This is a genomic window from Kribbella sp. NPDC051587, assembly GCF_044453945.1.
In the GTDB taxonomy this organism is placed as follows: Bacteria; Actinomycetota; Actinomycetes; order Propionibacteriales; family Kribbellaceae; genus Kribbella.
This window is the reverse complement of record NZ_JBITDE010000009.1, coordinates 13438-32062: the sequence shown is the minus strand read 5'-3', so window position 1 is coordinate 32062 and position 18625 is coordinate 13438. Positions and strand designations below refer to the sequence as shown.

Below are 18625 nucleotides of genomic sequence, written 5' to 3'. Positions count from 1 at the left end.
ATGATCGCGGATGTGACTGACGACCTGTATGACGCCGTACTCGATGAGGACCTGGTCCGCCCCGACGGCAGGGTGGTCGCCTGGACCCGAATCGGAGCCGGTACGCCGTTGCTGCGGCTACCCGGTACGCCGGGCTCCCGCTGGAGTATCCGTGCCGATCGGACCGCCTGGGCCGAGCGCGGTCTGCAGGTGATCACGACCGAGCGACCCGGCTACGGGAGGTCCACTCGCTTGGCCGGGCGCGGGTTTCGTGAGCACTCCGACGACCTGGCCGCGATCCTGGATCACCTCGAGCTCGACCGCGTCTACCTGACCGGTGGCAGTGGCGGCGGTCCGCACGTACTCGCGTTCGCCGCGCATCACCCCGACCGGATCATCGCAGCCACCATCACGGTCGGCTTCCCGCCGCTGGAAGACGATTCCGAGTATGACCAGATGATCCCCCTCAACGCAGCCGCCTTCCGTGCTGCCCGCGCCGGCGACGAGGACGCCGTACGGCGGATTCTCACCGAGCCGTATGAGGCCATGCGGTCAGTCCCGCTGTCCGGTTTGGACAAGGCGATGGAAACCGCGCCGGCGTCCGATCTCGCCATCATGAGTGACCCGCGCTGGCGCAGCGCCCAGACCACCGCGATCGAGAACGCCTTCGCGCCAGGCATGGACGGCTGGGTGGACGAAACCCTCGCCATGGGCGGTACCTGGAGCGACATCGACCTCACCGCCATCACCACCAGCCTCACCTGGTGGCACGGCGCGGCCGACCGCAACTGCCCCTTCCCCGCCGCCCAGCGCCTGATCAACAAGTTGCCCACCGCAACTTTGCGCGAGTTCGGCGAAGCCGGCCACTTCGAACCGTACCGCCGCGAACCCGAGATCCTCGACGAACTCCTCAACCGCACCACGTAACCCCGCCGAGCAACCGCATCCCCCTCGCTCGCGACCTTGAGCACCCACCAACCACCTTCGCACCCCGCAAATGGTTGACCCGTGCTCAAGGTCCGCGCCACCTTCCACCTTGAGCACTCCTCAACCACCCACCACGCCGGCAGGTGGTTGAACCGTGCTCAAGGTCGACAACTCCCCCAGCCCCGGCCGGGGTGGCGCGGGACGTAGCGTCCGAAGACACGCTGACTACGCCAGCGCGTCCTTCGGACGTTAGGGGGTCGTCAGAGGGTGAGGTTGGGGTGGCGGTTGACGTCTTTGTAGAGGAGGTAGCGGAAGCGGGTGGGGCCGCCGGCGTAGCAGGCTTGGGGGCAGAAGGAGCGGAGCCAGAGGAAGTCGCCGGCTTGGACTTCCACCCAGTCCTTGTTCAACAAGTAGACGGCTTTGCCTTCGAGGATGTAGAGGCCGTGTTCCATGACGTGGGTTTCGGGGAACGGGATGACGCCGCCGGGCTCGAAGGTAACGATGTTGACGTGCATGTCGTGGCGGATGTCGTCGGGGTCGGCGAAGCGCTGGGTTTGCCAGGCGCCGTTGGTACCGGGCATGGGGATGCCTTCGACGTCGGCTTCGTTGGTGACGAAAGGAGTCGGTACGTCGATACCTTCCACGCGGGCGTAGGCCTTGCGGATCAGGTGGAAGGTGCAGGGGTCGTCCGAAGAGTTGTGCAGCGCCCAATCTCCGCCCGGGGGTAGGTACGCGTAACCGCCCGGAGCCAAGGAGTGCTCAAACCCAGCGATCGTCAGCGTGATGTTGCCGTTGACAACAAAGAGGACGGCCTCGGCGTTCGGATCGGTGTCGGGCTTGGTGGTGCCGCCGCCTGGGCCTACCTCGACGATGTACTGGGAGAAGGTTTCGGCGAAGCCGGACAGGGGACGGGCGATGACCCAGAGGCGGGTGTTGTCCCAGAAGGGGAGGCGGCTGGTGACGATGTCGCGCATGGTGCCGCGGGGCAGGACGGCGTACGCCTCGGTGAAGACTGCACGATCCGTGGTGAGGTCGGTCTGCGCGGGCAGGCCGCCGGTCGGGGTGTAGTAGTTCATCGGGGGTCTCCTCGAGATAGCAGACGGCCAACAGGACCCGCGCCACGGATGAGCGTTCGGCGGACGACGCCATACAGGGTGCGGCCGTCGTACGGCGTGATGGCGTTCTTGTGTTCAAGAGCATGGGCATCGACAACGAAGGTTTCGTCGGGCGCGAAGACGCAGAGGTCGGCATCGGCGCCGACCTCGATGCGCCCCTTGGCCCGAAGACCGGTCTGTACGGCGGGCGCGAGCGACATCCAGCGGACGACGTCCGCGAGTGTGAAGCCGCGTTGGCGAGCCTCGGTCCAGACGGCGGGCAATCCCAACTGGAGCGACGCGATCCCGCCCCACGCCGTACCGAAGTCGCCGGTCTCCAGGTGCTTCAAATCGATAGTCGACGGCGAATGGTCCGAGACGACCAGGTCGATCGTGCCGGCGCGCAGCCCCTCCCACAGCAAGTCGCGGTTAACAGACTCACGGATCGGCGGGCAACACTTGTACTGCGTGGCGCCGTCCGGGATCTCCTCGGCGGCAAAAGTCAGGTAGTGCGGGCAAGTCTCCGCAGTGATCCGTACGCCGTCCGCCTTCGCCGCCGCAATCAGCGGCAGCACCTCGGCGCTGGACACATGCAGGATATGCACACGACAGCCGGTACGCCGCGCAAGATCGATGACGTCGGCAACAGCTTGGTTCTCCGCCGACCGTGGCCGTGACTCCAAAAAGTTCCGGTACGACGCGCCGCGCGGCGGCGGAGCGTGGTCGATGCTGTGGGCATCTTCCGCATGCACGATCAACAACCCGTCGAAGGTACTCAGCTCACGCATGACCGCTTCGAGCTGCGAAGAATCAAGGGGCGGGAACTCATCGACTCCCGAGTGCAGCAGGAAGCACTTGAACCCGAAGACCCCGGCCTCATGCAGCGGACGAAGATCCGTCAGATTGCCCGGGATCGCACCGCCCCAGAAGCCGACGTCGACGGCCGCCTGAGGTGCTGCGGTCTCCCGCTTCAACGTCAGCGCCGGTACGTCGCAAGTCGGCGGAAGGCTGTTGAGCGGCATATCGATGATCGTGGTCACGCCACCCGCGGCCGCGGCTCGGGTCGCGGAGGTGAACCCCTCCCACGCCGTCCGGCCGGGGTCGTTGACGTGGACGTGTGAGTCGACGAGGCCGGGCAGGAGCACTTCGTCATCCGCGAGTCGAACCTCAAGGGCGGCTGCGAGTGCTGCGTCGTACGGGGCGACGGCGACGATCCGGCCCTCGCGGATCCCGATCGCACCGGCCTGCTCGCCGGTGGCTCGGACCACTCGTTGAGCCCGGACCACCAGATCCAATCCAGTCACGCGCCAACCTCCCCGGTTTCCGCCATCGTAAGGTGCTCGATCGCGATCCGCTCGGCGAGTTTCTCCACCAGCGGAACCGGTTGCGCGATACACCGCGCCACGTCCGGCTCCAGGTCAGTGAGCGCGTACGCCGCCCGCACGCCGGCCGCCGCCAGTTGATCCGCGCGCAGCTTGTTCACTCCGCACACCGCAACCACCGGTACGACGGAGGCGGCGGCCACGCCGGCGACCGCCTTCCCGTGGAGGGTCTGCTCATCCAGGGCGCCCTCACCGGTGATCACCAGGTCCGCACCGGCGAGCTGCTCGCGGAATCCGACCAGCTCCAGCATGAGGTCGATCCCTGGTCGCAGCTCTGCGCTCAGCAGGGCCAGTGCGGCGAAACCAACCCCACCGGCCGCTCCGGCGCCCGGAGTGTCGCGGAGGTCCCGTCCAGTCGCCGCAGCGACGCGGGCGGCCCACTCGGTGAGTCTGGCGTCCAGGGCGGCTACCTGCGAAGGTGACGCGCCCTTCTGCGGCCCGTAGACGGCTGCCGCACCCCGTGGTCCCGTGAGCGGGTTGTCGACGTCGCACGCGACCACTAGCTGCACACCATCCAGCCGAGCCCGCAGTACGGCGGTGTCGAGCGCCTCGCTACCGGTGAGCGCCTGGACCAGGCCGATACCTCCGTCGGTGGACGCACTGCCGCCGATGCCGAGGATCACTCGGGTACAGCCGGCGTCCACGGCCGCGGCGATCATCTCACCGCAGCCAAACGACGACGCCGTCATCGGGGCGAGCCCGTCGGGCAGTCTGACCAGTCCGCAGACATCTGCGAGCTCCACGACCGCAGTGTCCCCGCGACGCGCGTAACCCGAGTGCACAGCATCACCAGTCGGCCCAGACGCGACCATCGGCACCAGTGCGTAGCCGGCCGCCACAGCGGCGGCCAGCGTCCCATCACCACCGTCAGCCACCGGTACGGCGACCACACTCGCGTCGGGGTGCACTCGCCGTACTCCGGTAGCAACAGCCGCGGCCACCTGGGCGCTCGTCAGCGAACCCTTGAACTTGTCCGACGCAACGACCACCCGCACCATCAGTCGAGCAGAGCGAGGGCAGTCGGCGCGTCGGCCGGATCGATGGCCAGGTCCTCGAACTCGATGATGTTGTCGATCTCGACGCCCATCGACACATTGGTGACGCGTTCCAGGATGACCTCGACGACGACCGGCACCTGGTGTTCGACCATCAGCTTCTTGGCCTTCTCCAGCGCCGGCAGGATGCCGTCCGGCTCGACGACCCGCAACGCCTTACAGCCAAGGCCTTCCGCGACCTTCAAGTGGTCGACACCGTAGCCCTGAACCTCTGGGCTGTTGATGTTGTCGAACGAGAGCTGCACGCAGTAGTCCATGTCGAACCCACGTTGCGCCTGCCGGATCAGCCCCAGGTACGAGTTGTTCACCACCACGTGGATGTACGGGATGTTGAACTGCGCACCGACCGCCAGCTCCTCGATCAGGAACTGGAAGTCGTAGTCGCCGGAGAGGGCGACCACGGTGCTGTCGGGTTCCGCGACCGCGACGCCGAGCGCGGCCGGGAGGGTCCAGCCGAGCGGTCCGGCCTGGCCGGCGTTGATCCAGTGGCGCGGTCGGTAGACGTGCAGCATCTGTGCGGCCTGGATCTGCGACAGCCCGATCGTTGTTACGTAACGTGTGTCCGGACCGAACGCCCGGTTCATCTCCTCGTAGACCCGCTGCGGTTTGATCGGTACGGCGTCGAAATGCGTCCGCCGTTGCATCGTCGTACGACGCTCCCGGCACTCCGCGGCCCACGCCGTACGGTCAGGCAACCGGCCGTCGGCCGCCCACTCGCGCGCAACCTCGACGAAGACCTCAAGAGCGGCTCGAGCGTCGGACGCGATGCCCAGCGTCGGCGCGAACACCCGCCCGATCTGCGTCGGCTCGATATCCACATGAATGAAGGTCCGGCCAGAGGTGTAAACGTCCAATCCACCTGTGTGCCGATTCGCCCACCTGTTGCCGATCCCCAGTACGACGTCTGACGCGAGCATGGTCGCGTTTCCATACCTGTGCGACGTCTGCAGTCCCACCATCCCTGCACTCAGCGGATGGTCGTCGGGAATCGCACCCCACGCCATCAACGTCGGTACGACGGGAATCCCGGTTAGCTCGGCGAATTCGACCAGCAGCTCGGACGCATCCGCATTGATGACGCCGCCACCCGCCACGATCAGCGGATGTGAGCCGCCGGCCAGCATCGTCAACACCTTCTCAGCCTGCAAACGAGTCGCGGCCGGGCGCGCCAGCGGCAACGGTTCATAGGCGGAGATGTCGAACTCGATCTCGGCCAGCTGCACGTCGAGTGGCAGGTCGACCAGCACCGGTCCAGGGCGCCCGGATCGCATGATCTGGAAGGCTTTCTGGAACGTTCCCGGTACCTGCGCGGCCTCCATCACCGTGACCGCCCACTTCGCGACCGGCGCAGCGATCGACGAGATGTCGACCGCCTGGAAGTCCTCCTTGTGCAGCTTGGCCACCGGTGCCTGACCGGTGATGCACAGGATCGGGATCGAGTCCGCCGACGCGGAATACAGTCCGGTGATCATGTCGGTCCCGGCCGGTCCCGACGTACCGATGCAGACGCCGATGTTGCCGGCCCGCGCCCGGGTGTATCCCTCAGCCATGTGCGACGCGGCCTCGACATGGCGAGCCAGCACATGCTTGACGCCACCGTGCGCGCGCATCGCGCTGTAGAACGGATTGATCGCAGCGCCCGGCAACCCGAACGCCTGCGTCGATCCCTCCTTCTCGAGGATCAGCACCGCCGCGTCAACAGCTCGCATGCGTGCCATCAGCTCGAAGCCTTTCCGGACAGACGCTCCACGCCACGCAGCAGCGACGAGTGGTCGAGCCCACCGTCACCGTTGGCCCGCGCCGACGCGACGAGCTGCGCCACCAACGCCCCGAGCGGTACGACGACGCCCGCCTCCCGAGCCGCCGCGGTGACGATGCCCATGTCCTTGTGGTGCAAGTCGATCCGGAACCCGGGCTCGAAAGAACGCGACAGCATGTTCGCCTTCTTCTGCTGAAGAACGGCCGAACCAGCAAGTCCACCACCGAGGACTTCGAGCGCCGCGGCCGTGTCGACGCCGTACGCCTCCAAGAAGACCAGAGCCTCCGCGACCGCCTGGATGTTCGCGGCCACGATCAGCTGGTTGGCCGCCTTGACCGTCTGACCCGAACCGCTCGGTCCCACGTGGACAACCGTCTTGCCGACCACATCGAACAGCGGCTTGGCATCGGCAAAGTCCTCAGCCGACCCACCGACCATGATCGACAGTACGGCGTTCTTCGCGCCGGCCTCGCCGCCGGAAACGGGTGCATCGAGCAACCGAAAGCCCAGCGCACGAGCCTGGGACGCGAGCTGCTGCGTGATGTCGGGGCGGATGCTGGAGAAGTCGATGATCAGCGTGCCGGTCTCGGCCAGCTGGAAGACCTCGTCGAGCACCTCCTGGACATCCGGCGAGTCCGGCACCATCACGCAGACCACGTCGGCGCCCTTCAGCACGTCGTCGATCGACGAGGCAGCTCGGCCGCCCGCCGCGACCAACTCCGCGGCTCGGTCAGGGCTGCGATCGAGACCGGCCACAGCGTGACCGGCGTTCGCGAGGTGGACAGCCATCGGGTTACCCATGATCCCGAGACCGATAAAGGCAATATTCGTCATGTCATCTCCTCGAAGCAAAGTCAGCGACGGCGTTCAAACGGGAGCCAGCCGAAGCACTCGTCCGTGCTGGTCGACGGCTTGTACTCGAGCCCGACCCAACCGGCGTACCCCTGGGCCTCCAGGGCGGTCAGTTGCTGATCGAGCGGCAAGGTTCCGGATCCGGGCTCGCCCCGCCCCGGCGCATCCGCGATCTGTACGTGCGCGATCCGAGCCGTGTGCTCGGCGATCACGCGCTCGACCTCATCCCCGTTGACCGCTAGGTGGTAAAGGTCTGCCAGCAAACCAATACCCGGTTCATCGACCCGATCGATCACCGCCAACGCATCACCAGCCGTCAGCAGCGGGTAGCGGGGAGCTCCACTGACCGGCTCGACCAGCACGGTCGCACCAATCCGTTGGGCAGCACGGGCCGCGAAAGCGAGATTCTCGACCGCGACCTCGTCCTGCGAAGCGGCCGACACATCCTCGAGGCGGTTGCCGTAGAGCGCGTTGAACCCCTGCGTACCGAGCCGCTCCCCGATCCCGACCGTCACCTCGACGTTGTCGCGGAACTCACCGGAACGCTTCGGCCAGGACACCAGCCCGCGATCCCCACCCGGCATGTCACCGGCGAAGAAGTTCAGCCCGGTCAGCTGCACACCCGCATCCGTGATCGCCGTGACGAACGCGTCGACCTGCCGATCCGGCGGCACCGCCTCGACGAACGGCCACCAGAACTCGACCGCCCCGAACCCGGCCCGCCGGGCCGCCGCCGGCCGCTCCAGCAGGGGCAGCTCGGTGAAGAGCAACGAACAGTTCACCGTGTGGCGCAATTGATGAGCCATACTCGCCAACTTCCGCATTGTGGAATTCTAATTCTGGTCTGCGAAATGACCATAAGTTCGGCACCGACCGGCCGTCAAGGTGCCGGCCGGCCTCCCCCGTACGCACGTGCGCGTTGTACGTTCCTCTAAAGGCAGAGCTACAAGCCCGAAGACGCACAACCATCGGAGGTACGGCGTGCTGCTGTCGGAGTTGCTGGATGCACCCGAACTCGGGCTGCGCCTGGTCCACGCCGCGGGCGGTGCACTCGACCGCCCGATCGGCCGACTGGTGACGACCGATCTGCTCGACCCCGGCCGCTATCTGAGCGGTGGCGAGGTGGTCCTGACCGGCCTCGTCTGGCGCCGCCGACCACTCGACAGCGAGCTGTTCGTCGCCTCGATGGCAGCCCGCGGAGCCACCACGATCCTGGCCGGCCGAGCCCAACTGGGCGACGTACCGGCCGATCTCCTCGACGCCTGTCAGCGGCACGAAGTCACCCTGATCGAGGTACCGATCGAGATCGCCTTCGCCGACGTCACCGAGTACGTCGCAGCCGCCGGCTCGGCCGAGACCGGGGCCCGTCTGTCCGCGAGCCTGGTCCGCCAGCGGCAACTGCTGTCATCGATCGCCGCTGGCCGCAGCCTGGACGAGCTCGCGGCCCGGATCTCCTCCGAGATCGGCCACGACTGCCGGGTCCTCACCCCGACCGGCCGGCACGTCGTACCGGGCCCTGGCGAGCTTCCCGACGACGTCCTCGACGTGATCACCCATCGGTTCCTGACCGCCGACCGGACGCCGGCGGTGGCCACCGCCGGCGAGACGGCGTACAGCCTGTTCCCCGTCGGTTCTGGGCTCGGCAACCGGCTGACCGCGTGGGTGCTGGTGATCGACGGCGACTACACGACCTGGTCGCGCGATCATGTCGAAGCAGTGCACGAACTCTGCGCGATCGGCGCCCTGGATCGGGCCAGACGGGACGAGGGGCGGCGCGCCCTCAGGCCTCTCGTGGCGGACGCGCTGGCCCTGGTCGAGTCGGGCGCACCGCACACGGAGTTCGCGACGCGGCTCCGGCAGGCCGGCGCGTACTCGGGTCGGCCGCTCGTCGTCGCGGTCGGCGACCTGCGCGACGACGGTCCGAGCGAGATCGCCCTCGGCCTGTTCGAGGACGTCGCCCTGACCGTCGGACCAGCCGTGGTCGCGACCGCCCGCGACGGTCTGCTGGTCGGCTTTCTACCAGCAGCACCCGGCCTCGCCGAACAACTCCGCCGAGCCTTCGGACGGTTGGCCCCCGGCCTGCACAGAGCCCGGCTCGCAGTCGGCGTGAGCGGGGAAACCTCGGTCGACGCGCTCGCCGGCGGCCTCGAGGAGGCCCGCTTCGCGCAGCGCGCCGCCGCGGGCAGCCGCGCCCCGGTCTCGGTCGTCACCTCCGACGAGGTCGCCTCCCACGTCCTCCTGCTCTCCACGCTGCCGGACGACGTCCGCCGTACCTACACCCAGCGTGTCCTCGGCCCGGTCCTCGAACAGGACCGCCGTACCAACGCCGGCCTGCTCGACACCCTGCAGGCCTTCCTCGGCTGCGACGGTTCCTGGACCCGTACGGCGGACCTCCTGCACCTGCATGTCAACACGGTTCGCTACCGCATCGAACGCGTCGAGCAACTGACTGATCGCGATCTGTCGACCCTCGAGAACCGGGTTGACGTGTTTCTCGCCCTGAAATCACTCTGATTGGTGGATCCTCCAAAGAGCGGGGGTCGCCGCCAGTTCATCTTCGGAGGTTCCTCGGGTGCAATCCGGGTCGCTCCGGGTCAATGCTGGCGTGCAGGTCAAACCTGAGGAGCGATGTCCGATGAAGGCAGCCCGTACCAGCAGCCGCCACCCTGTCGACCAGGTGCTGCCCCCCGGCAAGCTCGCCGTGTACGGCGCTCAGCACGTGCTCGCGTTCTACGCCGGAGCGGTGATCGTGCCGATCCTGCTGGCCGGGTCGATCGGGCTGAGCACCGAGCAGCTGATCCACCTGATCAACGCCGACCTCTTCACCTGCGGGATCGCCTCGATCATCCAGTCGGTCGGCTTCTGGAAGGTCGGCGTCAAGCTGCCGCTGCTGCAGGGGGTGACGTTCACGGCCGTCTCCCCGATGATCGCGATCGGGCTGGCCGCGGGCGGCGGTACCAACGGCCTGCTGGTGATCTACGGCGCCGTACTGGTCGCAGGTCTGGCAACGTTCTTCATCGCGCCGTTCTTCAGCCGGCTGATCCGCTTCTTCCCACCTGTCGTGACCGGCTCGGTGATCACGATCATCGGACTGGCGCTGCTACCGGTCGCAGCCGGGGACGCGGTCGGCGGCGCGGGTCCCACCGCGGCGCCGATGAGCGGCAAGAACATGGCGTACGCGCTCGGCACGCTCGCGCTGATCGTCCTCATCCAGCGCGTCTTCAAGGGCTTCATGGCGACCATCGCCGTACTGGCCGGCCTGGTCGTCGGGACCCTCGTGGCCTGGGCCTTCGGGGACGCGCACTTCGGTGCCGTCGGCGACGCAGCATGGGTCGGGGTGACACAGCCCTTCTACTTCGGCTGGCCGAAGTTCTCGCTGGCGGCGATCATCTCGATGGTCGTGGTCATGCTGATCACCGCGGTCGAGACCACCGGTGACGTCTTCGCAACCGGTGAGATCGTCGAGAAGCGGATCGGCAAGGAGGACATCGCCAAGGCACTCCGGGCCGACGGCCTGGCCACCACGATCGGCGGCATCTTCAACTCGTTCCCCTACACCTGCTTCGCCGAGAACGTCGGCCTGGTCCGGCTGACCCGGATCCGCAGCCGCTGGGTGGTCGCCGCGGCCGGCGGGATCATGATCCTGCTCGGCCTGCTGCCGAAAGCCGGCGCCATCGTGTCCGGCATTCCGCATCCTGTGCTCGGTGGCGCGGCGCTGGCGATGTTCGCAACCGTGGCCGTGGTCGGCTTCCAGACCCTGACCAAGGTCGACTTCAACGACCACCGCAACGTCGTCATCGTTGCCACCAGTGTGGGCCTGGCCATGTATGTGACCGCGCAACCGCAGGTCGCCCAGGCGGTACCCGACTGGGCCGAGATCATCTTCGGCAGCGGCATCACCCTCGGCAGCCTGACCGCGATCTTCCTGAACATCCTGTTTCACCATGTAGGCAAGGACTTCGGGCCCGCCGTGGCCGGGCAGCCGGGCGACTCGATCCGCCTCGACCAGGTTAACAAGATGACCCGTGCGGAGTTCGTCGACACGTTCGGCGACCTGTTCCAGGGACCGCGCTGGGCGGTCGAACGAGCCTGGGAACTACGCCCGTACGCCGATACTCACGCGCTGCGGCGGTCGTTCCAGGAGGCGCTGTTCTCCGGTTCGCGTGATGAACAACGCGCGCTGATCGAGGCCTACCCGCAGCTCGGTTCGCAGTTCGTCGCCGATGGTCTGAGCGGTCCCGCCTCGCTGCGCGACCAGTCCGACAAGGGACTGACCTTCCTGGCCGGCCCGGATCAGGACGAGCTCGCCTCGATCACCGGCGCCTACCGCGACCGGTTCGGCTTCCCGCTCGTGATCAGCGTCCGCGACGCCGAGTCGTACGCCCGCATCCTCGAGCAGGGTCGCGAGCGCCTCGGCAACTGCGAGAACCAGGAGCACGCCGCCGCGCTGCTCGAGATCGCGAAGATCGCCGGCTACCGGTTCGACGACTACGTCTCCGATGCCAACCCGATTCACAGTGCCCGATCCCGTTGGAGCAGCAACCGATGACCACACCCACTCTGAAGGTCAATGGCGAGTCGACCGCCATTGGCGCCGTACCGGTCCACACCTCCGTACTGGACTGGTTGCGCGACCGCGGCCTGACCGGCGCGAAGGAGGGCTGTGCCGAAGGCGAGTGTGGCGCGTGCTCGGTACTGGTCGCACGGCCTGGCACCGATGCTCCGACCGAGTGGATCGCGGTGAACGCGTGCCTGCTGCCGATCGCCGGTCTGGATGGTCAGGAGGTCGTCACCTCCGAAGGTCTCGGGACGCCTGCCGCGCTGCATCCGGTGCAGGAGGAGATGGCGGTTCGCGGTGGTTCACAATGCGGTTTCTGTACGCCGGGCTTCGTGTGCAGCATGGCTGCCGAGTACTACCGGCCTGGCCGTGCGGCCGGCGCCGATGATCACGAGCACGGTCCGAATGGGTTCGACCTGCACTCGCTGAGCGGCAATCTCTGCCGGTGTACTGGCTATCGGCCGATCCGCGATGCCGCCTACGCGCTGAGTCAGCCCGGGCCGAACGATGCTTTTGCAGCGCGTTGCAGCAATCCCCCGCCTGCGCCTGCAGCGACCGAGATGGTGAGTGGCGAGGGTGAGTTCGTTCGCCCTGCCTCGCTTGACGCTGCTTTGGAGCTGCTGAGCGAGCGGGAGGATGCTCAGATCGTTGCCGGGTCGACCGATGTCGGGGTCCAGGTGAACATCTTCGGCTCGCGTCCGCCGCTGGTGATCGCCATCGATCGGCTGACCGAGCTGCGGGAGTTCTCCGTTGGCTCTGATGAGGCTCGGCTGGGTGCCGCGTTGACGCTGACGGAGATCGAGCGGCGGCTGGCCGGCCGGGTGCCGTTGCTTGATCAGCTGTTCCCACAGTTCGCGTCGCGGCTGATCCGTAACGGGGCAACGATCGGCGGGAACCTCGGTACCGGCTCACCGATCGGTGACACGCCGCCCGCACTGCTCGCGCTGGATGCGTCCCTGGTGCTCGCATCCACTCGGGGCGACCGCGTCGTACCGCTGGCTGACTACTTCACCGGCTACCGGCAGACCGTGAAGGCGGCTGATGAGCTGATCAAGACGATCGTGATTCCGTTGCCGTTGGCACCGATGACCGCGTTCCACAAGATCGCGAAGCGCCGGTTCGACGACATCTCCAGTGTTGCGATCGGGTACGCCGTCGACGTTGCCGACGGCATCGTTCGGGAAGCACGGATCGGGCTCGGCGGGGTCGCGGCGACGCCGTTGCGGGCGCGGTCGACCGAGGCGGAACTGATCGGGAAGCCGTGGACCGGGGAGACGGTCCGGCGGGCGGCCGCGGTGATGGCGGCCGAGGGTACGCCGATGGACGATCACCGGGCGAGTTCGTCGTACCGGTCGGCGATGCTCGGGCAGTCGCTGCTGCGGTTCTACTTCTCTGATCAGGAGGCCACGGCATGAGCCTGTTGTCGGAAAGGCCGGCTAGCGCGGTTGTCGGCGTACCGATGCCGCATGAGAGTGCCGCGCTGCATGTGACCGGGAACGCCTTATATACAGACGATCTGGTGCAGCGGACTCGTGACGTACTGCACGCTTGGCCGGTGCAGTCGCCACACGCGCACGCGCGGATCACGGCGCTGCGAGTGAAGCCGGCGTACGACGTACCGGGTGTCGTGCGCGTGTTGACGGCGGACGACGTACCGGGGGTGAACGACGCGGGCGTGAAGCATGACGAGCCGCTGTTCCCGAGCGAGGTCATGTTCAACGGGCATGCGATCTGCTGGGTGCTGGCGGAAACGCTGGAGGCGGCGCGGCTGGGTTCGTTGGCGGTGGAGGTCGAGTACGAGCCGCTGCCGTCGTTGGTGTCGGTGCGCGAGGCGATCGAGGCCGGGAGTTTCCAGGGCATCGGGCGGCACCTGGAGCGCGGCGATGTGTCGGCCGCGTTGGCTGGGGCTGCACATGTTTTCACGGGCGAATTCGAGTTCGCGGGGCAAGAGCATTTCTATCTGGAAACGCATGCTGCGCTGGCTCTGGTCGACGAGTACGGGCAGATCTTTGTGCAGTCGAGTACGCAGCACCCGTCCGAGACGCAGGAGATCGTCGCGCACGTGCTCGGGCTGGCCAGCCACTCGGTAACTGTGCAGTGCCTGCGGATGGGCGGCGGGTTCGGTGGTAAGGAGATGCAGCCGCACGGGTTCGCCGCGATCGCGGCGCTGGGCGCGACGCTGACCGGCCGGCCGGTGCGGTTGCGATTGAACCGGACGCAGGACATGACCATGTCGGGCAAGCGGCACGGGTTCCACAGCGCGTGGACGGTCGGATTCGACGAGGACGGTCGGCTGGTCGCGCTGGATGCGACGCTGACTGCCGATGGCGGGTGGAGCCTGGACCTGTCTGAACCTGTACTGGCGCGCGCGATGTGCCACATCGACAACGCCTACGAGATCCCGCACGTGCGGGTCGACGGGCAGATCGCGAAGACGAACAAGACCTCGCAGACCGCCTTCCGCGGCTTCGGCGGCCCGCAGGGGATGCTCGTGATCGAGGACATTCTCGGCCGCTGCGCACCCCTCCTCCCGTACGACGCTTTGGAGCTTCGGCGGCGGAATTTCTACCAGCCCGGCGATTCGACGCCGTACGCGCAGCCGGTGCGGCATGCGGACAGGTTGGAGTCCTGCTGGAGTCAGGTGCTGACCGGTGGCGAGATCGCCGCTCGGCAGGCGGACATCGCCGCGTTCAACGCGTCGCATGAGCACGTGAAGCGTGGACTGGCGATGACACCGGTCAAGTTCGGGATCTCGTTCAACCTGACGGCGTTCAATCAAGCCGGCGCATTGGTTCATGTGTACAAAGATGGATCAGTATTGATCAATCACGGTGGCACCGAGATGGGTCAAGGTTTGCACACCAAGATGATGCAGGTCGCCGCGACCGCGCTCGGCCTGCCGCTCTCCCGGGTGCGTCTCGCCCCGACGCGGACCGACAAGGTGCCGAACACCTCCGCGACCGCGGCGTCGGCCGGTGCGGATCTGAATGGTGCCGCGGTGAAGAACGCGTGCGAACAGATCCGCGAGCGGCTGGCACAGGTCGCCGGCGGGCGACTCGGCATCAGCCCGTCGGACGTGCGGTTCGCGGACGGCGTCGTACGGGGGCTGTCTGGTGACGGTCTGCCGTGGGAGGAGCTGGTCGCTTCCGCCTATATGCAACGCGTTCAGCTGTGGGCCGCCGGGTTCTATCGGACCGAGGGTCTGCACTGGGATGCGAATGCGATGCGTGGGGAGCCGTTCAAATACTTCGCGTACGGCGTTGCTGCCTCTGAGGTCGAGGTGGACGGGTTCACCGGTTCGTACCGGCTGCGCCGGGTCGACATCGTGCACGACGTCGGCGACAGCCTGAGTCCGTTGATCGACATCGGACAGATCGAAGGTGGGTTCGTCCAGGGCGCCGGCTGGCTGACGCTCGAGGATCTGCGGTGGGACGAGAGCACAGGCGAGAAGCGTGGGCGGCTGGCGACGCAGGCTGCGAGCACCTACAAGCTGCCGAGCTTGTCGGAGATGCCGGAGGTATTCAACGTCCGGTTGCTGGAGAAGGCGCATGAGGACGGTGCCGTCTACGGTTCCAAGGCTGTTGGTGAGCCGCCGTTGATGTTGGCCTTCTCGGTTCGCGAGGCGCTGCGGCACGCGGCCGCAGCCTTCGGTCCCGCTGGGGTGAGTGTTGATCTGCCGTCGCCTGCGACACCCGAGGCCGTCTATTGGGCGCTGGATCGGGCGCGGGGAGGTGTCTCGTGGAGTGGGTGAAGGCGATCCAGAAGTTGCGGGCCGGGCGTCGCGCCGGAGTGCTCGTCACGGTGACCGCGGTCCGCGGGCATGCGCCTCGCGAGGCCGGCGCGAAGATGGTCGTTGCCCTGGACAACGTCTGGGCGACGGTCGGCGGCGGGAACCTTGAGGCGCTGGCGATCGAGCGGGCGCGCGAAATGATCACCGCCGACGTGCGAGAGCCGGAGTTGATCACGACGGCGTTGTCGGACAAAGCGCCGTACCGGCATGGAGTTCAGTGTTGTGGAGGTGAGGTGACCATGCTGCTCGAACCGTTGCCGATCGTGCCGTCCGTGGCGATCTTCGGCGTCGGGCACGTGGGCCTGGAGCTGGCGCGAATCCTCGCGCGGCACGACATCGAGCTGCACCTCATCGACTCTCGACCGGAGCAGCTGACCGCGGACCGGCTGGCTGTGCTGGACGATTCGGTCGCTTCTGTCCACGTGCACAACGTGCCTGTGCTGCCCGAGTTGGTCGTCGGCGAACTGCCGCCGGGTACGCATACCGTGATCATGACGCACGACCATGCTGAGGACGCGGCGCTGTGTGACGCCGCGATCCGCAACGAACACCTGGCGACGATCGGCCTGATCGGCTCCCGCGCCAAGTGGGCCCGCTTCCGGCGCAAACTCGCCGAGGACGGCAACTCCGCCGAGTCGATCGCGCGGATCACCACCCCGATCGGAGTTCCCTCCGTCACCGGCAAGGAGCCGGCCGTGATCGCTGTCAGCGTCGCTGCCTGGCTGCTCGAACTGTTCATCGCCGAGCGTCGCCCTGCGCCGGCTCATCGTGAGGCGAATGCATGACGATCTTCCGTGGCACCTTCATCGACACCCCGCAGAACCCGTTCACCGGTGCCGAACTCCGGGTCGACACCGACGCGGGACTGCTGGTCGAGGACGGTGTGATTGTTGCCCGCGGCCCCTTCCTGGAGATCCGCCGCGCCCACCCGGCCGAGCCGGTGGTCGACCTGACCGGCGGCATCGTGCTGCCTGGGTTCGTTGACTCACACGTGCACTTCCCGCAGATCCGCGCCGTTGGTGGGCTGGGCCTGCCGCTGCTCGAGTGGCTGGACAAGTACGCGCTCCCCGAGGAAGCCCGAATGGCTGACGCCACTTATGCGGCCGGGGTTGCTCGCGAGTTCGTGCGCGGGCTGGCTGCAGCCGGTACGACGTCTGCGCTGGTGTTCGGCGCGCACTACGCCGACGCGATGGACGCGCTGTTTGGTGCGGCGTCGGAGGTTGGGCTGCGGATCACCAGTGGGTTGGTGCTGAGCGATCGGTTGCTGCGGCCTGATCTGCTCACCACGCCGGTCCGGGCGTACGCCGAGTCGCTTGCGCTGGCCAATCGGTGGCACGGGGTTGGTCGCAACCGGTACGCCGTGACGCCGCGGTTCTCGCTGTCGTGCACCGATGAACTGCTCGCCACATGTCGCGAGCTGATGGACGCCGTACCGGGTGCGCTCTTCACCTCGCACGTGAACGAGAACGAGGCCGAGATCGTGACGGTCGCCGATCTGTTCGGGGGCAGTGACTACGTGACGACGTACGACCGGCATGGGCTGGTCGACCGCCGTACCGTGCTGGCCCACAACGTGCACCCCACCGACGTCGAGCTCAAACTCCTCGGCGTCAGCGGCGCATCCGTCGCCCACTGCCCAACCAGCAACGCAGCCCTCGGCAGCGGCCTGTTCCCCCTACACCGTCACCTCCAACACGGCGTCCGCGTAGCCCTCGGCTCAGACGTCGGAGCCGGCGCCGGCTTCTCGCTGCTCAAGGAGGGTCTGCAGGCCTACTTCTGCCAGCAACTACTCGGCGACCAAGGCCGCCCCCTCACCGCCGCCCACCTCCTCTACCTCTCCACCACCGCCGGCGCCGAAGCCCTCAACCTCCCCGAAGTAGGCCACCTCAGCCCCGGCCAAGCCTTCGACGCCCAACTAATCCGCCCCGCCACCGACTCCCCCCTAGCCGTAGGCATAGCCCACGCCGAAGACCACGACGAAGTAGTAGCCCGCATCTTCACCCTAGGCACCACCACCGACGTCCAAGCCGTCTGGATCAACGGCACCCTCCTAACCCCCTAACCAAACCCGCCCCACCCCCACCCGCCGCCCCTCCCCGGCACACGCTGAACCCACTCGCGTGTCGGTCGCCCAGCCCAGTGAACCCACTCGCAGAATCCCCCCATCCATACCGAGTGGGACGACCGTGTCGCCGGAAACCCCTTACCAGCAACACACTCGCCCCACTCAACACCCCACTCCCCACACTCGCACGCCAGCTTCACTCGCGGAGCACAGTGAACCCACTCGCGGGTCGGTCGCCCAGCACGGTGAACCCACTCACACCACACGGTGACGCCACTCGCGGAACCCCACCCAACCACACCGAGTGGAAGGACCGTGTCGCCGGAAACCCCTTACCAGCAACACACTCACCCCACTCAACACCCCACTCCCCACACTCGCACGCCAGCTTCACTCGCGCCGCACAGTGAACCCACTCGCGCCGCACGGTGAACCCACTCGTGGGTCGGTCGCCCAGCACGGTGAACCCACTCGCGGGTCGGCCGCCCAGCCCGGTGAACCCACTCGCGGAACCCCACCCAACCACGCCGAGTGGAAGGACCATGTCGCCGGAAACCCCTTACCAGCAACACGCTCACCCCACTCCCCACACTCGCACGCCAGCTTCACTCGCGCCGCACAGTGAACCCACTCGCGCCGCACGGTGAACCCACTCGCGCCACACGGTGAACCCACCCACGCCACACGGTAGCGCCACTCGCGGAACCCCACCCAACCACGCCGAGTGGAAGGACCGTGTCGCCAGAAACCCCTTACTAGCAACACACTCACCCCACTCAACACCCCACTCCCCACACTCGCACGCCAGCTTCACTCGCGCCGCACAGTGAACTCACCCACGCCACACGGTGAACCCAGTCGCGGCGCACGGTGGACCCAGTCGCGGCGAATGCGGCGAGCGATCGTGACGGCAGTCGCCGGAATGTCCGGCGGGTCGGGGCAACAGCGTGCTGGTGTGGCCGTGGTACCGGGGTGTCCGAGATGCCGAGGTCGCCGGAGGTGCTGAGGGAGCCGGGGTGCGGGGACGGACCGGTGTGCCCGCAGCCGAGGCGGGATCGGCTAGGCGGACGTGCGCCACTCACTAACCCCTCGAGCCGGGCCTCGGGCTAGGAGCGCTAAGCGTGGGTTAGCAGCACCACGGGAGGTTGGACAGTGGGGCGGTCC

At 67.3% G+C, this 18625-nt stretch carries 13 protein-coding genes; 7 read left to right on the top strand and 6 right to left on the bottom strand.

Going from position 1 to position 18625, the window contains the following annotated elements:
• The first annotated feature begins 12 nt into the window (after positions 1-12).
• Positions 13-906, top strand: coding sequence for an alpha/beta fold hydrolase (locus tag ACIA49_RS28100; RefSeq protein WP_396380349.1), 894 nt, complete (start codon positions 13-15; stop codon positions 904-906).
• A gap of 260 nt (positions 907-1166) precedes the next feature.
• Here the strand turns inward: ACIA49_RS28100 and ACIA49_RS28095 are convergent, their stop codons facing one another.
• Genes ACIA49_RS28095 through ACIA49_RS28070 form a run of 6 tightly spaced genes read right to left on the bottom strand, consistent with a single transcriptional unit; the run spans position 1167 to position 7872 of the window.
• Complete coding sequence (locus ACIA49_RS28095) at positions 1167-1982, bottom strand: bifunctional allantoicase/(S)-ureidoglycine aminohydrolase (RefSeq protein ID WP_396380347.1); 816 nt, start codon at positions 1980-1982, stop codon at positions 1167-1169.
• Positions 1979-3304: an allantoinase AllB gene (gene allB, locus ACIA49_RS28090; protein WP_396380346.1), complete on the bottom strand. Its 1326-nt coding sequence runs from the start codon at positions 3302-3304 to the stop codon at positions 1979-1981. The genes ACIA49_RS28095 and allB overlap by 4 nt, the downstream gene beginning before the upstream one ends.
• The gene (locus ACIA49_RS28085) at positions 3301-4380 is read right to left on the bottom strand and encodes a glycerate kinase (RefSeq protein ID WP_396380345.1); all 1080 of its coding nucleotides are present in this window, start codon (positions 4378-4380) and stop codon (positions 3301-3303) included. Before ACIA49_RS28085 ends, allB begins: the two co-directional genes overlap by 4 nt.
• Complete coding sequence (gene gcl / locus ACIA49_RS28080) at positions 4380-6155, bottom strand: glyoxylate carboligase (RefSeq protein WP_396380343.1); 1776 nt, start codon at positions 6153-6155, stop codon at positions 4380-4382. The genes ACIA49_RS28085 and gcl overlap by 1 nt, the downstream gene beginning before the upstream one ends.
• Positions 6155-7030: a 2-hydroxy-3-oxopropionate reductase gene (locus ACIA49_RS28075; protein WP_396380342.1), complete on the bottom strand. Its 876-nt coding sequence runs from the start codon at positions 7028-7030 to the stop codon at positions 6155-6157. The genes gcl and ACIA49_RS28075 overlap by 1 nt, the downstream gene beginning before the upstream one ends.
• Positions 7031-7050: 20 nt before the next feature.
• A complete protein-coding gene (locus ACIA49_RS28070) occupies positions 7051-7872 on the bottom strand; it encodes a hydroxypyruvate isomerase family protein (RefSeq protein ID WP_396380341.1) in 822 nt (273 codons plus the stop codon).
• Between the two features lie 157 nt (positions 7873-8029).
• On the opposite strand from ACIA49_RS28070, the gene ACIA49_RS28065 reads away from it, so the two are divergent.
• From ACIA49_RS28065 to ACIA49_RS28040, 6 genes are all read left to right on the top strand, one after another.
• Positions 8030-9562, top strand: coding sequence for a PucR family transcriptional regulator (locus tag ACIA49_RS28065; RefSeq protein WP_396380340.1), 1533 nt, complete (start codon positions 8030-8032; stop codon positions 9560-9562).
• A gap of 121 nt (positions 9563-9683) precedes the next feature.
• Positions 9684-11597, top strand: coding sequence for a 2-oxo-4-hydroxy-4-carboxy-5-ureidoimidazoline decarboxylase (gene uraD / locus ACIA49_RS28060; RefSeq protein ID WP_396380338.1), 1914 nt, complete (start codon positions 9684-9686; stop codon positions 11595-11597).
• Positions 11594-13021: a xanthine dehydrogenase small subunit gene (locus ACIA49_RS28055; RefSeq protein WP_396380336.1), complete on the top strand. Its 1428-nt coding sequence runs from the start codon at positions 11594-11596 to the stop codon at positions 13019-13021. Before uraD ends, ACIA49_RS28055 begins: the two co-directional genes overlap by 4 nt.
• Positions 13018-15357, top strand: a complete 2340-nt coding sequence (gene xdhB, locus ACIA49_RS28050) for a xanthine dehydrogenase molybdopterin binding subunit (RefSeq protein ID WP_396380334.1) — start codon at positions 13018-13020, stop codon at positions 15355-15357. The genes ACIA49_RS28055 and xdhB overlap by 4 nt, the downstream gene beginning before the upstream one ends.
• Entirely contained in the window at positions 15345-16181 is an 837-nt protein-coding gene (gene xdhC / locus ACIA49_RS28045) for a xanthine dehydrogenase accessory protein XdhC (protein ID WP_396380333.1), read from the top strand. Before xdhB ends, xdhC begins: the two co-directional genes overlap by 13 nt.
• Entirely contained in the window at positions 16178-17458 is a 1281-nt protein-coding gene (locus ACIA49_RS28040) for a guanine deaminase (protein WP_396380332.1), read from the top strand. The genes xdhC and ACIA49_RS28040 overlap by 4 nt, the downstream gene beginning before the upstream one ends.
• Positions 17459-18625 lie beyond the last annotated feature (1167 nt).

Excerpts from the sequence above, each read along its gene's own strand:
- ACIA49_RS28070 (WP_396380341.1), bottom strand. The coding sequence starts at position 7,872 with ATGCGGAAGTTGGCGAGTATGGCTCATCAATTGCGCCACACGGTGAAC.
- uraD (WP_396380338.1), top strand. The coding sequence starts at position 9,684 with ATGAAGGCAGCCCGTACCAGCAGCCGCCACCCTGTCGACCAGGTGCTG.
- xdhB (WP_396380334.1), top strand. The coding sequence starts at position 13,018 with ATGAGCCTGTTGTCGGAAAGGCCGGCTAGCGCGGTTGTCGGCGTACCG.
- ACIA49_RS28095 (WP_396380347.1), bottom strand. The coding sequence starts at position 1,982 with ATGAACTACTACACCCCGACCGGCGGCCTGCCCGCGCAGACCGACCTC.
- gcl (WP_396380343.1), bottom strand. The coding sequence starts at position 6,155 with ATGGCACGCATGCGAGCTGTTGACGCGGCGGTGCTGATCCTCGAGAAG.
- ACIA49_RS28075 (WP_396380342.1), bottom strand. The coding sequence starts at position 7,030 with ATGACGAATATTGCCTTTATCGGTCTCGGGATCATGGGTAACCCGATG.
- ACIA49_RS28040 (WP_396380332.1), top strand. The coding sequence starts at position 16,178 with ATGACGATCTTCCGTGGCACCTTCATCGACACCCCGCAGAACCCGTTC.
- ACIA49_RS28055 (WP_396380336.1), top strand. The coding sequence starts at position 11,594 with ATGACCACACCCACTCTGAAGGTCAATGGCGAGTCGACCGCCATTGGC.
- ACIA49_RS28085 (WP_396380345.1), bottom strand. The coding sequence starts at position 4,380 with ATGGTGCGGGTGGTCGTTGCGTCGGACAAGTTCAAGGGTTCGCTGACG.